General features: G+C 67.1%; 14 protein-coding genes and 1 pseudogene. 4 read left to right on the forward strand and 11 right to left on the reverse strand.

Annotated elements, in window-relative coordinates:
* Nucleotides 1-147: 147 nt before the first annotated feature.
* Together AC1AYN_RS09915 and AC1AYN_RS09920 are read right to left on the reverse strand one after the other, a co-directional pair.
* Complete coding sequence (locus AC1AYN_RS09915; RefSeq protein WP_476533078.1) at nucleotides 148-1,458, reverse strand: hypothetical protein; 1,311 nt, start codon at nucleotides 1,456-1,458, stop codon at nucleotides 148-150.
* Nucleotides 1,459-1,613: 155 nt separating this feature from the next.
* Nucleotides 1,614-2,276: pseudogene (locus AC1AYN_RS09920) on the reverse strand (GNAT family N-acetyltransferase); the annotation flags it as partial.
* Between the two features lie 111 nt (nucleotides 2,277-2,387).
* Between AC1AYN_RS09920 and AC1AYN_RS09925 the strand changes: the two are divergent.
* The 3 genes from AC1AYN_RS09925 to AC1AYN_RS09935 all read left to right on the forward strand — a co-directional run bounded on the left by AC1AYN_RS09925 (nucleotide 2,388) and on the right by AC1AYN_RS09935 (nucleotide 4,320).
* Nucleotides 2,388-3,020 (forward strand): 5-formyltetrahydrofolate cyclo-ligase, encoded by a 633-nt coding sequence (locus AC1AYN_RS09925; RefSeq protein WP_476533079.1) that lies wholly within the window; start codon nucleotides 2,388-2,390, stop codon nucleotides 3,018-3,020.
* 196 nt (nucleotides 3,021-3,216) lie between these two features.
* On the forward strand, nucleotides 3,217-3,402 hold the full coding sequence (locus AC1AYN_RS09930) for an FmdB family zinc ribbon protein (RefSeq protein ID WP_034527156.1): 186 nt from the start codon (nucleotides 3,217-3,219) through the stop codon (nucleotides 3,400-3,402).
* 219 nt (nucleotides 3,403-3,621) lie between these two features.
* Nucleotides 3,622-4,320 (forward strand): SAF domain-containing protein, encoded by a 699-nt coding sequence (locus AC1AYN_RS09935; protein WP_476533080.1) that lies wholly within the window; start codon nucleotides 3,622-3,624, stop codon nucleotides 4,318-4,320.
* 9 nt (nucleotides 4,321-4,329) lie between these two features.
* On the opposite strand, the gene AC1AYN_RS09940 is transcribed toward AC1AYN_RS09935, so the two are convergent.
* From AC1AYN_RS09940 to AC1AYN_RS09965, 6 genes are all read right to left on the reverse strand, one after another.
* Nucleotides 4,330-4,530, reverse strand: a complete 201-nt coding sequence (locus AC1AYN_RS09940) for a hypothetical protein (protein ID WP_476502830.1) — start codon at nucleotides 4,528-4,530, stop codon at nucleotides 4,330-4,332.
* Nucleotides 4,527-8,135: a helicase gene (locus tag AC1AYN_RS09945; RefSeq protein ID WP_476533081.1), complete on the reverse strand. Its 3,609-nt coding sequence runs from the start codon at nucleotides 8,133-8,135 to the stop codon at nucleotides 4,527-4,529. Before AC1AYN_RS09945 ends, AC1AYN_RS09940 begins: the two co-directional genes overlap by 4 nt.
* Before the next feature lie 13 nt (nucleotides 8,136-8,148).
* On the reverse strand, nucleotides 8,149-9,594 hold the full coding sequence (locus tag AC1AYN_RS09950) for an FHA domain-containing protein (RefSeq protein ID WP_476533082.1): 1,446 nt from the start codon (nucleotides 9,592-9,594) through the stop codon (nucleotides 8,149-8,151).
* 200 nt (nucleotides 9,595-9,794) lie between these two features.
* Nucleotides 9,795-10,175 (reverse strand): 50S ribosomal protein L7/L12, encoded by a 381-nt coding sequence (gene rplL, locus AC1AYN_RS09955; protein WP_101621482.1) that lies wholly within the window; start codon nucleotides 10,173-10,175, stop codon nucleotides 9,795-9,797.
* Nucleotides 10,176-10,303: 128 nt separating this feature from the next.
* The gene (gene rplJ, locus AC1AYN_RS09960) at nucleotides 10,304-10,825 is read right to left on the reverse strand and encodes a 50S ribosomal protein L10 (protein ID WP_034527148.1); all 522 of its coding nucleotides are present in this window, start codon (nucleotides 10,823-10,825) and stop codon (nucleotides 10,304-10,306) included.
* A 376-nt stretch (nucleotides 10,826-11,201) separates the two neighbouring features.
* Nucleotides 11,202-11,963, reverse strand: a complete 762-nt coding sequence (locus AC1AYN_RS09965) for a hypothetical protein (protein WP_476502833.1) — start codon at nucleotides 11,961-11,963, stop codon at nucleotides 11,202-11,204.
* Nucleotides 11,964-12,091: 128 nt separating this feature from the next.
* On the opposite strand from AC1AYN_RS09965, the gene AC1AYN_RS09970 reads away from it, so the two are divergent.
* Nucleotides 12,092-13,486, forward strand: a complete 1,395-nt coding sequence (locus AC1AYN_RS09970; protein WP_476533083.1) for an NCS2 family permease — start codon at nucleotides 12,092-12,094, stop codon at nucleotides 13,484-13,486.
* A gap of 582 nt (nucleotides 13,487-14,068) precedes the next feature.
* On the opposite strand, the gene pstB is transcribed toward AC1AYN_RS09970, so the two are convergent.
* From pstB to pstC, 3 genes are read right to left on the reverse strand one after another with little or no spacing between them, the layout of a single operon-like run.
* Nucleotides 14,069-14,848 carry a phosphate ABC transporter ATP-binding protein PstB gene (gene pstB, locus AC1AYN_RS09975; RefSeq protein ID WP_055427879.1) on the reverse strand — a complete coding sequence of 260 codons (780 nt, stop codon included), beginning with the start codon at nucleotides 14,846-14,848 and terminating at the stop codon, nucleotides 14,069-14,071.
* 55 nt (nucleotides 14,849-14,903) lie between these two features.
* On the reverse strand, nucleotides 14,904-15,902 hold the full coding sequence (pstA, locus tag AC1AYN_RS09980) for a phosphate ABC transporter permease PstA (RefSeq protein WP_476502835.1): 999 nt from the start codon (nucleotides 15,900-15,902) through the stop codon (nucleotides 14,904-14,906).
* Nucleotides 15,902-16,855, reverse strand: coding sequence for a phosphate ABC transporter permease subunit PstC (gene pstC, locus AC1AYN_RS09985; RefSeq protein ID WP_476533084.1), 954 nt, complete (start codon nucleotides 16,853-16,855; stop codon nucleotides 15,902-15,904). The genes pstA and pstC overlap by 1 nt, the downstream gene beginning before the upstream one ends.
* Nucleotides 16,856-16,934: the final 79 nt, after the last annotated feature.

Consider the following 16,934-nt stretch of genomic DNA (forward strand, 5'->3'; position numbering starts at 1 on the left):
CGTATTTCTTGTAGGTTCGATGTCTTCGCGCCGGAAACGCCCAAGAGGCTGACGATCACTTGCACGATCCCAAGCACTGCCTCACATGGTAGCGCGGTTTTTAGCACTCTGCCAACTCGAGTGCTAACGCTGTGAGAGAAACGAACGTCAGGAGCTGCGGCGGGCGAGGATGGCCTGCAGGTCATGGCCCAGCGAATCGGAGGTGGCGGCGGGCACGGCGACCCTCGCCTGTTCCTCGGACTCGTGGAACGCGTTCACGTCGGAGACGCCGGAATCCTGCGGCACCGCGGCGATCACGCTGCCGTCCGAAGCGTCGGACGACGTCTTCCCGGCCGTCTCCCCGGTCTGGGCGACGGATGCGACGCCATCGCCCGCGCCCTTGGCGGGCTCGGTCTCCATGCGCGCCTCCTCGGCGAGTCTCTTCTCCTCGTCGGCGTCCACCGGATCGGCCTTGGCGACCTGACGCATCGACTTGATCTCGCGGCTTTCCGGCGCGGCGGGCTTGTCTTCGGTCACGTTGCGCGGCTCGCCCAGCGAGAAGGAGATGAGGTCCGGCGAGGCGATGGCCATGTCGAACGCGTCAAGGGCCTTCGCCGGACGCACTTCGGCGAGTTCCGTGGTGGCGTCGGAGAGCACGGTCCGGGCGTCCTGCTGCGCGGCGGCGGCCGCCTCGGCATCCGCGGCCGGGACGTCGACCACCTGCACCTCGGGCGCATCGAGCTTGCCGTGCGCGGCCAGCGCCTGACGCTGTTCGATCTCCGCCTGACGCAGCACGCTGCGGATCTCGCGACGTTCCATTTCGGCGGTCGGGACCTCCTCGCCCCGGACAGCACCGGCGACGGCCGAATCATCGGCGATCGCCGAAGCCATCGCCTCGGCGGACCTCCTGAGCCCGTCGGCCTCCATCTTCACCTTGGCGGTCTCGGCGTCGACGTTCCGCGCCTGCGCGCGGGTCCTGGCCATGCGCGAACGGCGTTCGCGGGCGCGCGCCCTGGCGACCTTGCGCTCCCATGCGCGGGCCTGGCCGGCGGCATGGGCGCCCAGCACGAGCACGACGGCGTCGAGGGCGACGGGGATCAGGGCGAACCACGGATTGAAATGCAGAGGGAACGCGGCCACGGCGACGACGACGGCGATCAGCAGCAACGACACGACGAGGATCTGGCGACGTCGTACCGCCTGACGGCGCAACCGCCGCACTTCGGCGATGCGCTCGGGGGTAAGCGTGTTCGCGCGCCTCTCGTTCGGCTGCATCAAGACCCCTTTCGCGTAGGTACCGTCATCGCTGAATCGCGTGCCGCTGTGCTCATCGACCAGATGTAGCGACGAGGAGAAGCGATCCTCGCGATGTTCCTCCACATGCCGCATGCTTTTGGCCGTGCGCACCGGCAGCCATGCCACGATTCCGATGAGTACGATGACGAGCACGATGATCGTGCTCAACTGCTCGTAACCCATAATGCTCAAGAATAGGAGACGGTCGTCACATTGTCCGCATTGTGCGGCGGCGTGTCGATTGCCCGCGTAGGGGCGGACGGCGTGGCGGCGTCCGTGGGCGCCGGACCGTCGGCGGCCGCTGGGTCCGCCTGCGCCGCCGTCTCGGACGCGTCGCCGCCGCAGGCGACGAGACGCGCGGCGAACCCGGAGCCCATGTCCTCCGCGATCAGACTGAACGTCTCGTGTGACCGCCACCGGCCGGCCACATACATATAGTTCGCGCGCAACCCCTCGCGTCGTGCGCCCACCTTGCGCACCACGGCGAGGGAACGCGCGTTGTCCGGCAGGATCGCGATCTCCAGGCGGTGCAGGCGGGGCCCGGTCGGGTCCCCGATCGCCCAGTCGGCGAGCATGGCGAGCGCCGTGGGCGCGATGCCGTGCCCGGCGGCGTCCTGCGCCACCCAGTAGCCGACCACGCCGGTGCGCATCGCACCGTAGGTGATCGCGCCGATCGAGATCTGCCCGACGATGCGCATCCCATGTTCGATGAGGAGCACGATGCCCGTGCCGCGTTCCTCGTTGCGGCGTTGGATGGCCATCCACTGGTTGAACGTGATGCCCGGTCCGTGCATCGGGTCGCCGGATTCCCACGGCCTGAGCCATGCGTCGTTGTTCCATCGCACCTCGCTCCACTCGGCCTCGTCGTCGGCGCTCATCGTGCGCAGCGTGATCGGCGGCGCTCCGGCCGGCGCGTTGAGGACGACGGGCGTGCGGATGGCGTTCGGGTCGGCGGGCGCGAACGCGTGGCGGATGGTCTGGAATACTGACACGCCCACCATTGTGCCACGCGCGCGAAAAACCGACGGCGTATGGTTGCGCGTCATGAACGGCCGGACGGCGACGCCGGCGGCCGTGGACGCAACGGATGGAACCGGACGAAAGGACGGACGATGGACGTCGAACGGGACGAGCGGATCGAGACGAAGCGGCGGCTGCGCCATGAGGCGATCGCCAGGCGCAAGGCGGTGCCCGCCGGGGAGCGCGCCGAAGCGGGGGCACGTCTGGCCGCGCTGATGCGCGACCTGCCCTGGCCCACGGACGACCTCGCCGGCATGACGGTCGCGGCCTACGTCTCGATGGGGTCGGAGGTCGAGCTGCGCCCGTTGCTGGGCACGTTGCTGGAGGCCGGCGCGCGCGTGCTCGTGCCGCTGCTGGGTTCGGGGCTGGATGTCGGCTGGGGCGTGCTGCGCAATCTCGACGACCTGCGTGCGGTGGATGCGGGCGGGAACGGGCATCACCGGCCCGACGAACCGACGGTGCCGACGCTGCCACCCGAGGCGCTGGGCGAGGCCGGACTGGTGATCGTCCCCACGTTGGCGGTGGACCGGTCGGGGACCCGGCTGGGACGCGGCGGCGGATGGTACGACCGCGCGCTCGGACATCGCGCGCCCGACGCGCCGGTCGTCGCCGTCTGCTGGCCGTGGGAGCTGCTGGATGCGGATGCGGACCCGCTGCCCCGCGAGCCGCATGATCTGCCGGTGGACGGCGCGCTCACGCCGGACGGCGTGACGATGTTCGCGTGACGCCGACGCCTCGCCGCCCGTTCCGGCTACCGTTCCGCATGCTGGAAACCGGTGTTCGCTTCCGGCGGGACGTGTCGCGCGGGCGATTAGGATATGTACGGTTGCATATGCCGGGACACGCGGGGAGCCGCGGGCTTTTCGCCGGGTGGCCATGCCGTGGGGTTCCGGGCCGGATTCGTTTCGTTGGAGGATTACGTTGCCTACCTATCATTACCGTTGCAAGAGCTGTGGCTACGATTTCACCGAGCGCCAGTCGTTCGATGACGCGCCGATCACCGTCTGCCCTCAGTGCCATGAGGAGCAGGTGCGCAAGATCTTCTCCGCCGTGCCGATCGAGTTCAAGGGCAGCGGCTTCTACCGCACCGATTCCGGCAAGAAGTGAGGTTCGCGCCGCGCCGGCGGCGGATTGCGGGAAGGCGGCGCATCGGATGATGTCATCCGGTGCGCCGCCTTCGTCGTATCCGGGTCCGGGGTCCGAGGTGCATCGCCGGCGCCGGCGGTCGCCGTACCCGTTCGAACAGGATGTGAAGATTTCCGGGGGCTCTATCCACATTGCCGGTACGGGTTGCGTCCGACCATGCCGATACCCGACGCTGGGCATATGAGAATACCCGATCCGCCTTGGGCGAGGCTCACACGCCCCACGCTCGCCGCGCGGCGTGCCCGCGCGCGGCTCACCCGAATCGTCGTCGCATGCTGCGTCATCGTCGTCGCGGTGATTGCGGTGATACTGGTGGACGTTCTGGTCGCGACGACGGATGTGGTCGTCGCGACGCGCGCGATCCGGCGCGGCGACGTGATCGAGGCCGGCGACGTCGCCGTGGTGGAGACGCCCCGCTCCCCCGTCGTCGCGGGGGCGTTCTCCCGTACCGACGATGTGGTGGGGCGGATCGCGCAGAACGATGTGGACGAAAGTCAGCCCCTCTTTCCGACGAACGCCCGTGACGCGCCGGTCGTGCCGGGCGGCCGGACGGTGCTCCAGGTGGCGGTGTCGAACGACGCCTCGGCGCTGGTCGCCGGCGACACGGTGCGACTGGTGTCCGCCGTGGGCTGTAATCGGGCCGATGACGGATCGTCCGACGGCGGCCCGACCGATCCACCGTCAGGGGAATCGGCCGACGGACCGGACGGCGATGGGGGAACCTGCACGATCGCCGAGGACGCGTTGGTGATGAAACGCGCGAGGCGCGACGAGAACGGCGCCGGCACGGCGGTCGTCACGATGGCCATGACGCCCGAGGCCGCGGTCAGGGTGATGGCGTCGGCCGAGCTCGGCGCGATCGTCGCCGTGACCCGGTGATGCCGAAGCTCAGCTCTTCTCGTTGAACACGGCCCAGTGCGGCGGCAGTTCGCCGAGGATGCGTTTGTCGTCGTCGGCCTCGCGCTGGCGCTCGGTCATCATGTCCGAAGGCTCCAGCTTGACGCCGTCCGCGTCGAATCGTTCGGTGCCCTCGCGCACGACGCGCTTGTGCTTGCGCGGCGTGCGTCGGGTGGACGAGTACTCGCTCATTGCACCTCCCGGTAGATCTCGCCGACCTTGGCGACGATGCGGTCGACTTCCTTCTCCGGATTGACGAACGAGCCGACGCTCCACACGGTCACCGCGGACCAGCCGAGGGTCATCAGGTCGGCGGTGAGCATGCGGTGGCGTTCGCGCGTCGACTGGATGGACATGTACCCGGCGTCGTCGGTGAGCACGGCCAGGGCGAACGGCTTGCCTTTGAGGCCGACGACCATCGGGATGGTCAGGCCGTTGTCGTAGCCGTAGTCGATGGCGACGTCGAGTCCGCGGGCGCGGATGCGGTCCGCGAGATCGTTGAACAGCGTGTTGCTGCCGGACTCGCGGCACGCCGGCAGCGCCGGCTCGTCGGGCAGATGCTCCGCCCAGGTCAGCAGCGTCTTGAGCAGCTTCACGCCGGGCGCGTGGATGCGTTCGTCCTCCATCTCGTCGGAGGTGAACGCGGCGACGATATCGACGTGATGGTCGGCGAGCGCGAGCGCGTCGAGCAGCATGCCGCGTCCGCCCGTGTCCTCCAGGGCGCCGAACTGCTGGAGCAGACGGCCGTGCGAGGTCTTCGCGTAGCACATCGCGAGAATCACGTCGGTGGCGCGGGCGCCGGCCACCTCGCGGATGCCGACGAGGCGGACATGGCGCAGGAAGCTGTTCATCGACTTGTCCTTGGCGGCGAGCGCCTTGAGCTCGGCGCCGAGACGCACGCGGAACACGTCGGTGAGCGAGACCACGGTGAGCAGGTAGCTGGCCGGCACGATGGTGAACGAGTGGGCGCGCTCGGTGATGAGCCGCACCACCTCGTCGATCTCCTGCTGGCTGGATTCGACCAGTCCGGTGGCGAACACGGGCGTGCCGGTCGCCTCGACCTTGTGGTAGGCGATGCGGCCGCGGGCCGCGTCGGTGCACACGTCGTAGCGGACGGCGCCGTAGCCTTCGGATTCAAGGAAGGCGCTGAGCCTCGGGGCGCGACGCACCGGGTGCGACTTCACCTCGACGACGGGCAGCGCGTCGATGAGCCGCTTGAGTCCCGGGCACGTGACGGTGTCCCTATGGGCGATGATGACGATCTGCTTGACGCGCACGACGATGCTGAGCAGCTGGATGGCGGGGATGTGCGCGCACGCGTCGATGATGGCGACGTCGGCGAGCGGCTTCGGCTCGGTGAGCGAGGCGAGCGTGTCCGGCGTGGCCATGAGGATCGGCTTGGCGGCGGCGAGGATCTCCGCATGGTCGCGGCGGATGCGGTCGAGCGGCATGTGGCCGCGGCCGGCGAGCTTCGTGTGCAGCAGGTTCGCCTCCTGCGTGCGGGCGAACAGCAGGTCGCACAGGCGGCGCATCGACTCCTGGGCCACCATCGGGCCGATGGAGCGCACGTGTTCGACGTCGACCTGCTCGAAACGCTCGGTCGCGTTGGCGAGCACCGAGCCGTCCTGGTTGGAGATGATCGGCGAGGAGCGGACGATGTCCTCGAACACGGTGGTCCACCAGGCGAGCTGGAGCTCGGCGCCCACGGCGGAGGCGTCCACGTGGCGGTTGGAGAAGTCGGCGACGAGGTCGTTGAGGCCCACGGCCTGGAACTCGTTCTCGAGGCGGCAGCGTTCGGGCAGGTCGTCGAGCGACTTGTGGTCGTCGTAGAGGGCCTTGAGCCGGCTCTCCACGTCGTTGAAGTCCTGGGATTCGAGTTCGCCGCCCTTCGGCGTGGTGCTGAGCACCGTGTCGAGCGCGGTCATGTGGCGCGACATGGTCTCCTGCGCGGCGATCATCTGGTCGAGCTTGGGCGGCAGCACCGGCCATCCGCCGTGCGGCACGAGCGAACGCCACTGCTCGGACTGCTTCTTCACGATGATGAGCGCGCCGTGCAGGTCCTCGACCTGGGCGCCGACGCGCAGCAGGGACTTCGCCTCGCGGGTGTGGCGGCGACGTTCCCAGAAGCCCATCGTGGTGCCTTCGGCCTTGCGGTCGGCCTTCGATTTGGTCGCCTCGATCATCGAATCGATGTCGCGTTCGAAGATCTCCGGCTGGAACACGTCGAGCACGCGCCTCAGGTTCTTGAGCACGATGATCTGGCGCTCCCATTCGCGCGCGGTGGCGGGCACGGGGAATCCGCAGGCCTGCACGGTGGAGGCGACATGCTCGCGCACGGCGGGCAGCACCTTCTGCAGCAGGTCGACGACGCGCTGGTAGGTGTCCACCGCCTCCTGCTCGCTGGTGACGGACGCCTTGTACCAGGCGGTGTCGTCGGGGCCGATCGTGTATTCGCCGACGGCGGCCGCCCGCTCGAGCTTCGCCGTCCATTCGTCGATGTGCCCGGCGACGCTGCGGGCCGTGTTCTCGGACAGCCGCACGTGCGTGGAGGGATGGGTGGGGGCGACGGAGATCGCCGCCAGGTTCTGGATGGTCTGGTAGGCGGACACGCCCCACTTCTCGCTCACCCCGTGCAGGTCGCCCAGATAGCGGGTGAGCCGCGAGCGCACGCCGACGAGCTCGTCGGCCAGCTGGTCGAAATGCTGCGTGGCCACGCCGGACCGGAATCCGACGGCGGCGATGAGCTGGCGGTCGATGTCCGCGTTCGCCTGCTCGTCGGCGATGTCGAGCACCATGCCGGACGTCTCGTTGGCGCGCATGACCTGCATGAAGCGCCGCTTCTGCTCGGCCACACCGGGCGCGTACAGCACGGTGCGGCCGTTCATCACGCAGCGGGTGGCGATGGCCGCGGCCTGTTCGACCGTGTCCTTGCCGACCGCGCCGTCGACGGCCACGCTGTGGCCAGACGCGGCGAGCTGGGCGGCGTAACGCACCGTGTTGTCGACGTCGCCCACCTCATACTCGCTGTGCGGGTCCGCGTCGAACGGGCTGTAGTCGGGGATCGGCGCGCCGCGCAGCGTGTCGGCTGCGTCCCGGTCGCCGGCGAGCGCGTCGAGCAGCGTGTTGCCGCTAGGGCCTTCGCCCAGCTGGTCGATGATGCGCTGCGTCTCGGTGAGGATCTGCGTGGACGGCTCCATGAAACAGCCGAGGATGATGTGGCGTTCGATGTTGAAGTCGCCGACCGCGGGCTTCACGCGCTTCGCGATCTCAGCGAACACGGCGGACGTCTCGGGGGACCCGGACGCATAGTGCGATCCGTCGAACAGGTAGTCGGCGTCGAGCGTGACGCCGGCCTCGCGCATCGCGTCGACGAACGACGCGTTGAGCGTCACGGTGCCGGTGAACGCGATCGTCGACTGTCCGGGCGTCGTGGAGGCGACGGCCTGCACCGGGTAGAGCAGCACCGGGCGCGCGTTGCCGTGCCAGGTGGCGATGCCGACGACGAGCGACAGTTCGGCGACGCCGCTCACGCGCCGTTTGGCGGCGCGGTCGTCGAGCACGCGGCCGAGACGGCGTTCCGCGGCGCGCAGCATGCCGTTGTCGCGGAACAGCGATTCGAGCGTGACGTGCCCGGACGCGAACAGCTGGGCGATGCCCGAGGGGTGCGCGTGCGTCAGGTCGAGCTGTGCGGCGAGCTGGTTGACGTCCTCCAGCGGGGAGGGCACGAGTGCCGCCTTGTACTGGTCATGCCACTGCTGCAGCCAGTCGAGCGTGGGTTTCGTGGATTGTGCGCTCATCGTCCGCTCTCCTTCACTTTCCGACCGCTTCGCGGTAGTCCTGGTAGCCCACGTTGTGCGCGAGCGCCTCGTCGATGTCGGCGTCGCCCTGCGCGGCGAGCCAGGCGTACAGGTCGTCGTACAGCGCGGGGTTCATCGCGAGGAAGGGCAGCAGTTCCGCGTGACGGGCCATCTCGAACTGGAGGGTCATGTCGGTGGTGTGGCGCGCGTCCTCGGAGGTGAGGCCGTCCACTTCGATCATCGGGGTCTGCGGTTTGCCGAACTCGCCCTTGGAGACCTTGTCGAACACGGAACCGGGCTCGAAGGCGGGCTTGTAGACGCCGGTGGCGTCATCGTCATAGCCGACGGACACGGTCTCCCGCGCCGCGCCGACGACGATCGGCGTGGTCGTGTCCTCGGACGGCGCGGATTCGGCCTCGGCGTCGGACGACACGGAGGGCTCCGGCGACACGGTGGGGTCGGACGCCGCGACGGCACCGAAGGACACGACGGGCCTGGGCGACACGACGGGCTCCGGCGACGAGGCGACGGGCGTCGCGGCCGATTCCGGCGCGGTGTCGGCGGGCTTGTTCATCGCGTCGGCGAACAGGTCGCGGGGCGACACCGGATCGGCCGCCTCGACGACGTGCAACGGCACCGAATCCGTCGACGGCTCCCGCACGACGGGGATATCGGAGGCAGCGGAGACGGCGGAGGCGTCGGGGCCGTCCGCGCCGTTCCCCGTGGTTCCGGAATCGTCCGGCACAACGACGGGCGTGGCGTCCGGCACCGGGGTCACGGGCAGATCGGTACGCGAATCCGCCTCGGAGAACACGATCGGCGGCTCCTCGTCATCCCGATCGTCCGGATCGTCCTGACCGCCGGCAGGCGAGGTGACCTGCGCGAACGTGAGCGGCTCGATGTCGGCGATGCGCGCCAACGGCGAGGAGGTCGCGGCGTGACGGGCGTTCTGCGCGTTGAACACGGCCGTGGGCTCGCCCGCACGCAGGTCGAGGATCTCGTCGACGGACATGTCCGCCGCATCCGGCTCCTGACGGGTCGTCGCGGCCGTGGAATAGTCGAACAGGTTCGGCACCTCGGCCTCGGGGCGCGTATCCGGCTCGACACGGACGAAATCGACCGGCACGTCGCCGAACTGGATGCGCATCGGCGAGGAGGGCAGCGGCACGTCGCGGCCGGCGGGCAGGCGCATGAGCTCGCCCTTCTCGTTCACCACGTAGGAGCCGTTCGTCGAATTCAGGTCGCGCAGCACCGCGCCGCCGTCGGCCGCCACGGAGAACCGGGCGTGACGCTTCGACATGGATTTGGTCGCGTCGTCGACCTCCAGACGGGCGATGCCCTCATCCGGCAGGGGGCGCAGCGGCTTGCGGCCGATTTCGAGGCTTTCGCCCGGACGCACGTTCACCTGGTCCCCGCCCGCGACCTTCAATCGCCACTGGCTCGCCGTCTGCTCACTCACCGCGCGGCCTCCCTTTCTGATGATTTCACGCACTGTTTCCTATTGTGTCATGCCCCGGCGCATTTGTTCGCATTATCGTCCGACGAATCGACAGAATCCGCCCGGATACGGGAAACCCCGCATCCGAAGCGACGGATGCGGGGTTCCTGCACGAAGAAACGTGCGAAGCTGGTAATGAGCGGCCTTCCCGACCGCGTGCATTACTTGAGCTCGACGGTGGCGCCAGCGGCCTCGAGCTGCTCCTTGGCCTTCTCGGCGTCTTCCTTCTTGGCCTTCTCGAGGACGGCCTTCGGAGCGCCGTCGACGAGGCCCTTGGCCTCGGCGAGGCCCAGGTTGGTGATGGCGCGGACGGCCTTGATGACCTGGATCTTCTTGTCGCCGACGGCGGAGAGGATGACGTCGAACTCGTCCTTCTCCTCCTCGGCCGGGGCGGCGGCACCGGCAACGGCGGCAACGGCGGCGACCGGGGCGGCGGCCTCGACGTCGAACTTCTCCTCGAAGGCCTTGACGAACTCGGAGAGCTCGACCAGGGTCATCTCGCCGAAGGCTTCCAGCAGCTCATCGTTGGTGTACTTAGCCATTATGGCTTCCTTTCGATCTTTGGCGGCGGACAGGTTGAAGAGGGGCGTCCGCCACCTAAAAACTTGGTTTCTTTTCAGTTATGACCGTTCGGTTCACGCGGCGGGGACGAACCCGCGCCAGGCATGAATCAGGCGGCCTTCTCCTGCTTCTCGCGCAGCGCATCGATCGTACGCACGGCCTTGGTCGGCAGGGCGTTGAACAGGTACGCGGCCTTGGACATCGTGGCCTTGATGTCGCCGGCGAACTCGGCGAGCAGCTGCGGGCGGGACTTGAGATCCGCCAGCTTGGTGGCGCCTTCAGCGTCGTAGACGGTGCCATCGGCATAGCCGCCCTTGATGATGAGGGCTTTGTTTTCCTTGGCGAAGTCACGGATGGTCTTCGCAGCCTCGATGAAGTCGCCCTTCACGAAGGTGATGGCGGTCGGGCCGGCGAGAATCTCGTCGAGACCCTCGATGCCCGCTTCCTTGGCGGCGATGCGTGCCAGCGTGTTCTTTGCCACAGTGTAGGAAGTATCGCGGCCTAGCTTTTCACGCAGATCGGAGATCTGCGGAACGGTAAGCCCGCGGTACTCGGTCAGGTAGACCGCGTCAGCATCACGGAACTGAGCCGTAAGCTGAGCGACCACCGCTTCCTTTTCGGGCCTCTTCATGGCGTTCCTTCCTAAGTCGGCCGTTGACCTGAGGTTCGGACGCCCCGCCGGGCAATAAAAAAGCCCTGCGCGCAGGCAGAGCAACATAAGGCCGTTTCCGGCTCACCCGTAAATGGGCTTATATCTCTCAACCTGCGTTGGCTCGGCGTGCCGAACTTCGGAGATGCACTCACGCGCACCTCAACCAACGGTCTGTGGTTTACGAGTGGATAAGTTACGTGGGGTCACGGACAACGCGTCACATGGGCGTGTCGCGTCGTCCATCGTCCGGCCCCGCGGTCGTCTCTCCCTCAGTCGGCTCCGCCGACAGCTCCCTCATCAGAGGGAGCCGGACCCGGCCGCGATCGAGGGAGCCGGACCCGGCCGCGATCACCGATCAGATCGTGGCGGCGTACTGGGCGACGGAGGCGGCGACCTCCTTGAGATAGTCGAGGGAACGACGCCAATGGCCGGGCACCTCGATCGAATGGTTCGCATCCGGATACTCGTGCACGTGCGGGGTCAACGCGTTCGCACGAGCCCGGTCATAGAACGGATCGGCGGTGCCGGCGCACACGAGCGGCGCCGGACCGGGATACCGCGACGTGCGCCACCGTTCCAGCTCGGCGTCGCCGCCCGCGAGCGCGGCGGCGTCGCCGTCGACGACCGCGCGCGCGACGCCGACCGCCGGCGCGTCCGGCTCGGCCATGATGTCGTCGCCGACGCGCGGCACCGGGATGACGCGCGCGGACGGGTCGAAGTCCGCGTGATGCAGCACCGGCGTCAACAGCACGAACGGCAGGCCGAACGTCGTGGCGACGTGCGGATAGGTCATCGTCGTGAGCGACTTGCCGATGAGCAGCAGCCGCGGCGGACGCTCCGACGGCGCCGCCTCGGCGCGTACGGAAGCCACCCACCCGTCGATCGCCCCGTTCAATACCGGAATCACCGTCGACAGGTCGTCGGAGGCGTGGGCGACGTTCATGCGGTCGATGCGCCAGCCGTCCTCCACGAGCGCCTGCGCCGACCAGTACAGCAACGGACGGTCGCAGTTGTAGCCGGTGCCCGGCATGAGCAGCACGCGGCCACGCTCCTGCCCCGGATGCACCGTGTTCTTCCTCCACGCGCGAATCGACACCTCTACCGCCGGCTTGCCCATCGCTCCCCCATCATGCGAGACCTATCGTTCCGCCGCCCAGTCTAACCCCGCCGGCCCCGCTCCCGCGCAACGCGCCCGCGATATAATCAGCCACGGCTTTGCCAACCATTCCAAGGAAAGAAGAGAATATGGAGAAGTTCTTCCACCTGAAGGAGAACGGCACGACGGCCTCCACCGAGATCCTGGCCGGTCTGACCACGTTCTTCGCGATGGCGTACATCATCGTCGTCAACCCGCAGATCCTGTCGTCCACGGGCATGCCGTGGGGCGGCGTCTTCCTCGCCACAATCATCGCGGCGATCATCGGCACGCTCGTCATGGGCCTGTTCGCCAACGTGCCGTACGCGCAGGCGGCCGGCATGGGCCTCAACGCGTTCTTCACGTACACCGTCTGCTTCGGCCTCGGATTCACCTGGCAGGAGACGCTGTGCATGGTGTTCCTGTGCGGCCTGATCAACATCATCATCACCGTCACCAAGATCCGCAAGATGATCATCATGGCAATCCCCGAGCAGCTGCAGCAGGCGATCGGCGGCGGCATCGGCCTGTTCGTCGCCTACGTGGGCATGCTCAACGTCGGCCTCATCACCTTCACCCCGAAGGACACGAAGGCCGCCGGCAAGGGCCTCGCCACCGCCGCGACGCCGGGCCTGGCCACGTTCGACGGCCCGGTGCTGTGGGTGTTCCTCATCGGCCTGATCCTCGCCGTCGTGTTCACCGTGATGAAGGTCAAGGGCGGCATGCTGCTGGCCATCGTCATCACCACGATCGTCGGCATCCCGTTCGGCGTGACCAACTTCGGCTCCGCCCAATCCCTGTCGCAGACGTTCTCCGAGCTGCCGACCACGTTCGGCGCGATCTTCACGCCCGAAGGCTTCCCGGCGCTGTTCTCCGACCCGGCGAGGCTTCCGCTCGTGATCGTCACGATCTTCGCGTTCTCCATGTCCGACACGTTCGACACGCTCGGCACGTTCCTCGGCACCGGCCGCCGCACCGGCATCTTCTCCCTCGAGGACGAGAAGGCGCTGGAGAACGGCTCCGGTTTCTCCTCCAAGATGGACAAGGCCCTGTTCGCCGATTCGATCGCCACCTCCATCGGCGCGATCTGCGGCACCTCGAACACCACCACCTACGTGGAGTCCTCCGCGGGCATCGCGGCGGGCGGCCGCACCGGCCTGACCTCCGTGGTCGTCTCCATCTGCTTCGCGCTGTCCATCTTCCTCGCCCCGGTCATCTCCGCCGTGCCGTCCGCCGCGACCGCCGGCGTGCTCGTCATCGTCGGCTGCATGATGGCCGCATCCCTCAAGGAAGTGAACTGGACGAACATCGAGGACGCGATTCCGGCGTTCTTCGCCACCGCGTTCATGGCGTTCTCCTACTCGATCTCCTACGGCATCGCCGGCGGCTTCATCATGTACTGCATCGTGAAGACCTGCAAGGGCAAGGCCAAGGACGTCCACCCGATCATCTGGGTCGTGGCCGCGCTGTTCATCATCGACTTCGTGTGCATGGCGATCCTGTGATCGCGTAGTCGCGTGGCGCGTGGGTTCCGTGGTCCCGTCACGGAACCCACGCGCAGGGCCCGTGACGTCCGCCGGTTCCGGCGGTCCGGCACGGGCCCCTTATTTATGGAAGAGCTCTCAATACGGATGGCACATACCAGCCGACACCGAAGGACGATGAAGGTTGCCCCTCGGCATGGCGATTGGGGTTTTATTCATCGAGGGGCAGGAATTCTTGCCCCTCGGCGTAGACGCACAGGGAATTGGCATCGAGGGGCACGTGGACGGCCTGCGAGTCAAGAAGGCGCTTCGTTAAATCGTTGAAAAATAGCGGATTATGGTGAGTGCCTGTCTTCACGGAACGTGGGAGGCCCGCCCCTCGATGAAGAAAAGGATGCCTACCGCGTCGAGGGGCGACGGAATCCGTCCCTCGACGACGCAACAGACCTTTCATTCATCGAGGGACAAACCAGCCACGAGCGGACGCCGCATCCATGCATGCGCGGCACCCGCACCGAAACGGGGAAAGCCCCGCCGCGTACACGTGCGATGCACATGTACGGGACGGGGCTTTCCGGAATGACGGCGATATCCGTCGCGCGATCAGCCGAAACGACCGGAGATGTAGCGCTCGGCCTCTTCGTTCTGCGGGTTGTTGAACATCGTGGTGGTGTCCGCGAAGTACTCGAGGTGACCGGGCTCGCCGACGGCCTTCAGGTTGAAGAACGCGGTGAAGTCGGCGATACGGGCGGCCTGCTGCATGTTGTGGGTGACGATGACGATGGTGTAGTCGTCCTTGAGCTCGTTGATCAGATCCTCGACGGCCAGGGTCGAGATCGGGTCGAGGGCGGAGCACGGCTCGTCCATCAGCACGACCTGCGGGTGGACGGCCACGGCGCGGGCGATGCACAGACGCTGCTGCTGGCCGCCGGACAGGCCGATGCCCGGGTTGTCGAGACGGTCCTTGACCTCGTTCCACAGGTTGGCGCCGCGCAGGGCCCACTCGACGAGATCGTCGGCGTCGGACTTGTTGAGGTGCTTGTTGTTCAGGCGCACGCCGGCGAGCACGTTCTCGCGGATGGACATCGTCGGGAACGGGTTCGGGCGCTGGAAGACCATGCCGACGTCACGGCGGACGGAGACCGGGTCCACGTCCTTGTCGTACAGGTTCTTGCCTTCGAGCAGAACCTCGCCCTCGACGTGGGCGCCGGGGATGAGCTCGTGCATGCGGTCCAGGGTGCGCAGCACGGTGGACTTGCCGCAGCCGGACGGCCCGATGAACGCGGTCACCTTGTTCGGCTCGATGTTGATGTTCACATCCTCCACGGCGAGGAAGTCGCCGTAGTAGATGTTCTCGTGGTTGACGTCAATGCGTTGTCCCATGATGAATTTCCTTTTGGTTGCTTACGATGCGTTACGTTTCGCGGGGGCCTGAGGCTCAGCGGCCGGTCTTGACGGCGAAGACCTTGGCGACGAGACGGCCGATGAGGTTGAGGAGCAGCACGATGATGATCAGCACGAGGGCGGCGGCCCAGGCGCGTTCCATCGGGATGGTCGGCACGCAGGCGGCGGTCGCGTGGGCCGGGCAGTTCGCGTTGAGCTTCGAGTACTCCTGGTAGACGAACACCGGCAGGGTGGTCATCTGGCCGGAGAAGAGGTTCACGTTGGTGCTGGAGATGTAGCCGGCGGTCATGAGCAGCGGGGCGGTCTCGCCGATCACTCGCGCGATGGCGAGGATGCAGCCGGAGACGATGCCCGGCAGGGCGGTGCGCAGCACGATCTTGGTGATCGTGCGCTGCTTGGTGACGCCGAGGGCCAGCGAGGCCTCGCGCAGGTCGTTCGGGACGATCTTGAGCATCTCCTCGCAGGACTTGACGACGGTCGGCAGCATGAGCAGCGACAGTGCGACGGAGCCTTCGAAGCCGTTGATCGTACCGGGGCCGAACACGATGGTGAACATCGAGAAGGCGAACAGACCGGCGACGATGGACGGGATGCCGCTCATCACGTCGACGAGCAGGGAGATCGTCATGGCGAGCTTGCCGCCGTGCGCGTATTCGACGAGGTACACGGCGCACATGATGCCGATCGGGATGGAGATGACCATGGCGCCGCCGGTGATCTCCAGCGTGCCGATGATCGCGTGGAGCACGCCGCCGTAGCCGCCGGACGGGGTCGGGTTGCCGCCGACCACGCCGGTCATGTTGTAGGACAGGAAGTTGAGATTCAGTCGCTTCAGACCGTTGACGATGGTGGTCCACAGGACGGAGATCAGCGGCAGGCAGGCGATGACGAAGGCCAGGCCGATCAGGCCGGTCATGAAGTAGTCCTTGCGCTTGCGGGCGTTCTCCGAGGAGCGGGTCGGACGGAACTTGTCGAAGTCGATGACGGGCGCGCCGTCGAGGTTCTTCTTCTTGGTCGCGGTTGCTTCAGCCATCAGACGCTCGCTTTCTCGGTGATCTTACGGGCGACGTAGTTGACCACGAAGGTGATGAGGAACAGGATCAGACCGGTTCCGATCAGCGTGGAGACACCCAGATCGTTCGCTTCAGGGTACTGCGCGGCGATGTTCGCGGCGATGGTCTGGTTCTGCGAGGCCTGCAGCAGCTTGATGGAGTAGGTGAGGCCCGGGGACAGGATCATCAACACGGCCATCGTCTCGCCGAGGGCGCGGCCGAGGGCCAGCATGGAGGCGGACACGATGCCGGACTTGCCGAACGGAATCACGGCCAGCTTGATCATCTCCCACTTGGTGGCGCCCAGACCGTAGGCGGCCTCCTGCTGGAGGGTCGGGGTCTGGAGGAAGATGTCGCGCGACATGGAGGTGATGATCGGCAGGACCATCACGGCGAGCACGACGGCCACGGTGGCGACGGTGCGCTGCGGGTTGGCGGCGGGGCCTGCGAAGAACGGGATGATGCCGAGGTAGGTGGCCACCCAGTTCCAGAACGGGTAGATGGCCGGCACCAGAATCAGGCCGCCCCACAGACCGTAGATGACGGAGGGGATGGCGGCGAGCAGGTCGACCACGTAGCTCAGCGCGGTGGCGATCTTCTTCGGCGCGTAGTGCGAGATGAACAGGGCGATGCCGATCGAGACGAAGAAGGCGATCAGCAGGGCGAGGATGGAGACGAGCACGGTGCCGAAGAGCAGCGGGAGCACGTAGCCCCAGAAGCTCGACGTCTTGCCACCGGTGAAGCTCGAGATGGTGGCGCTGTTGGCGGCCTGGTCACCGCCGATGAGCGGCCATGCGCGGAAGAAGAGGAACAGGAACACGGCGGCGAGCACGACGAGGATCAGGATGCCGCAGGCATACGCGATGCCTTTGAACACCTTGTCCGCCGTTTTGCCGCCGGCCGGCTGCATGACCGGTGTGTCTTGCGAACTCACGGATTCTCCTTAGTGGAAATTGGTGCGTATTGCGAGTGCGTGAGGACCTTCATGGCACGGTTTTCCGAAAACCGGCTGT

The sequence above is a fragment of the Bifidobacterium sp. LH_413 genome (genome assembly GCF_056357015.1).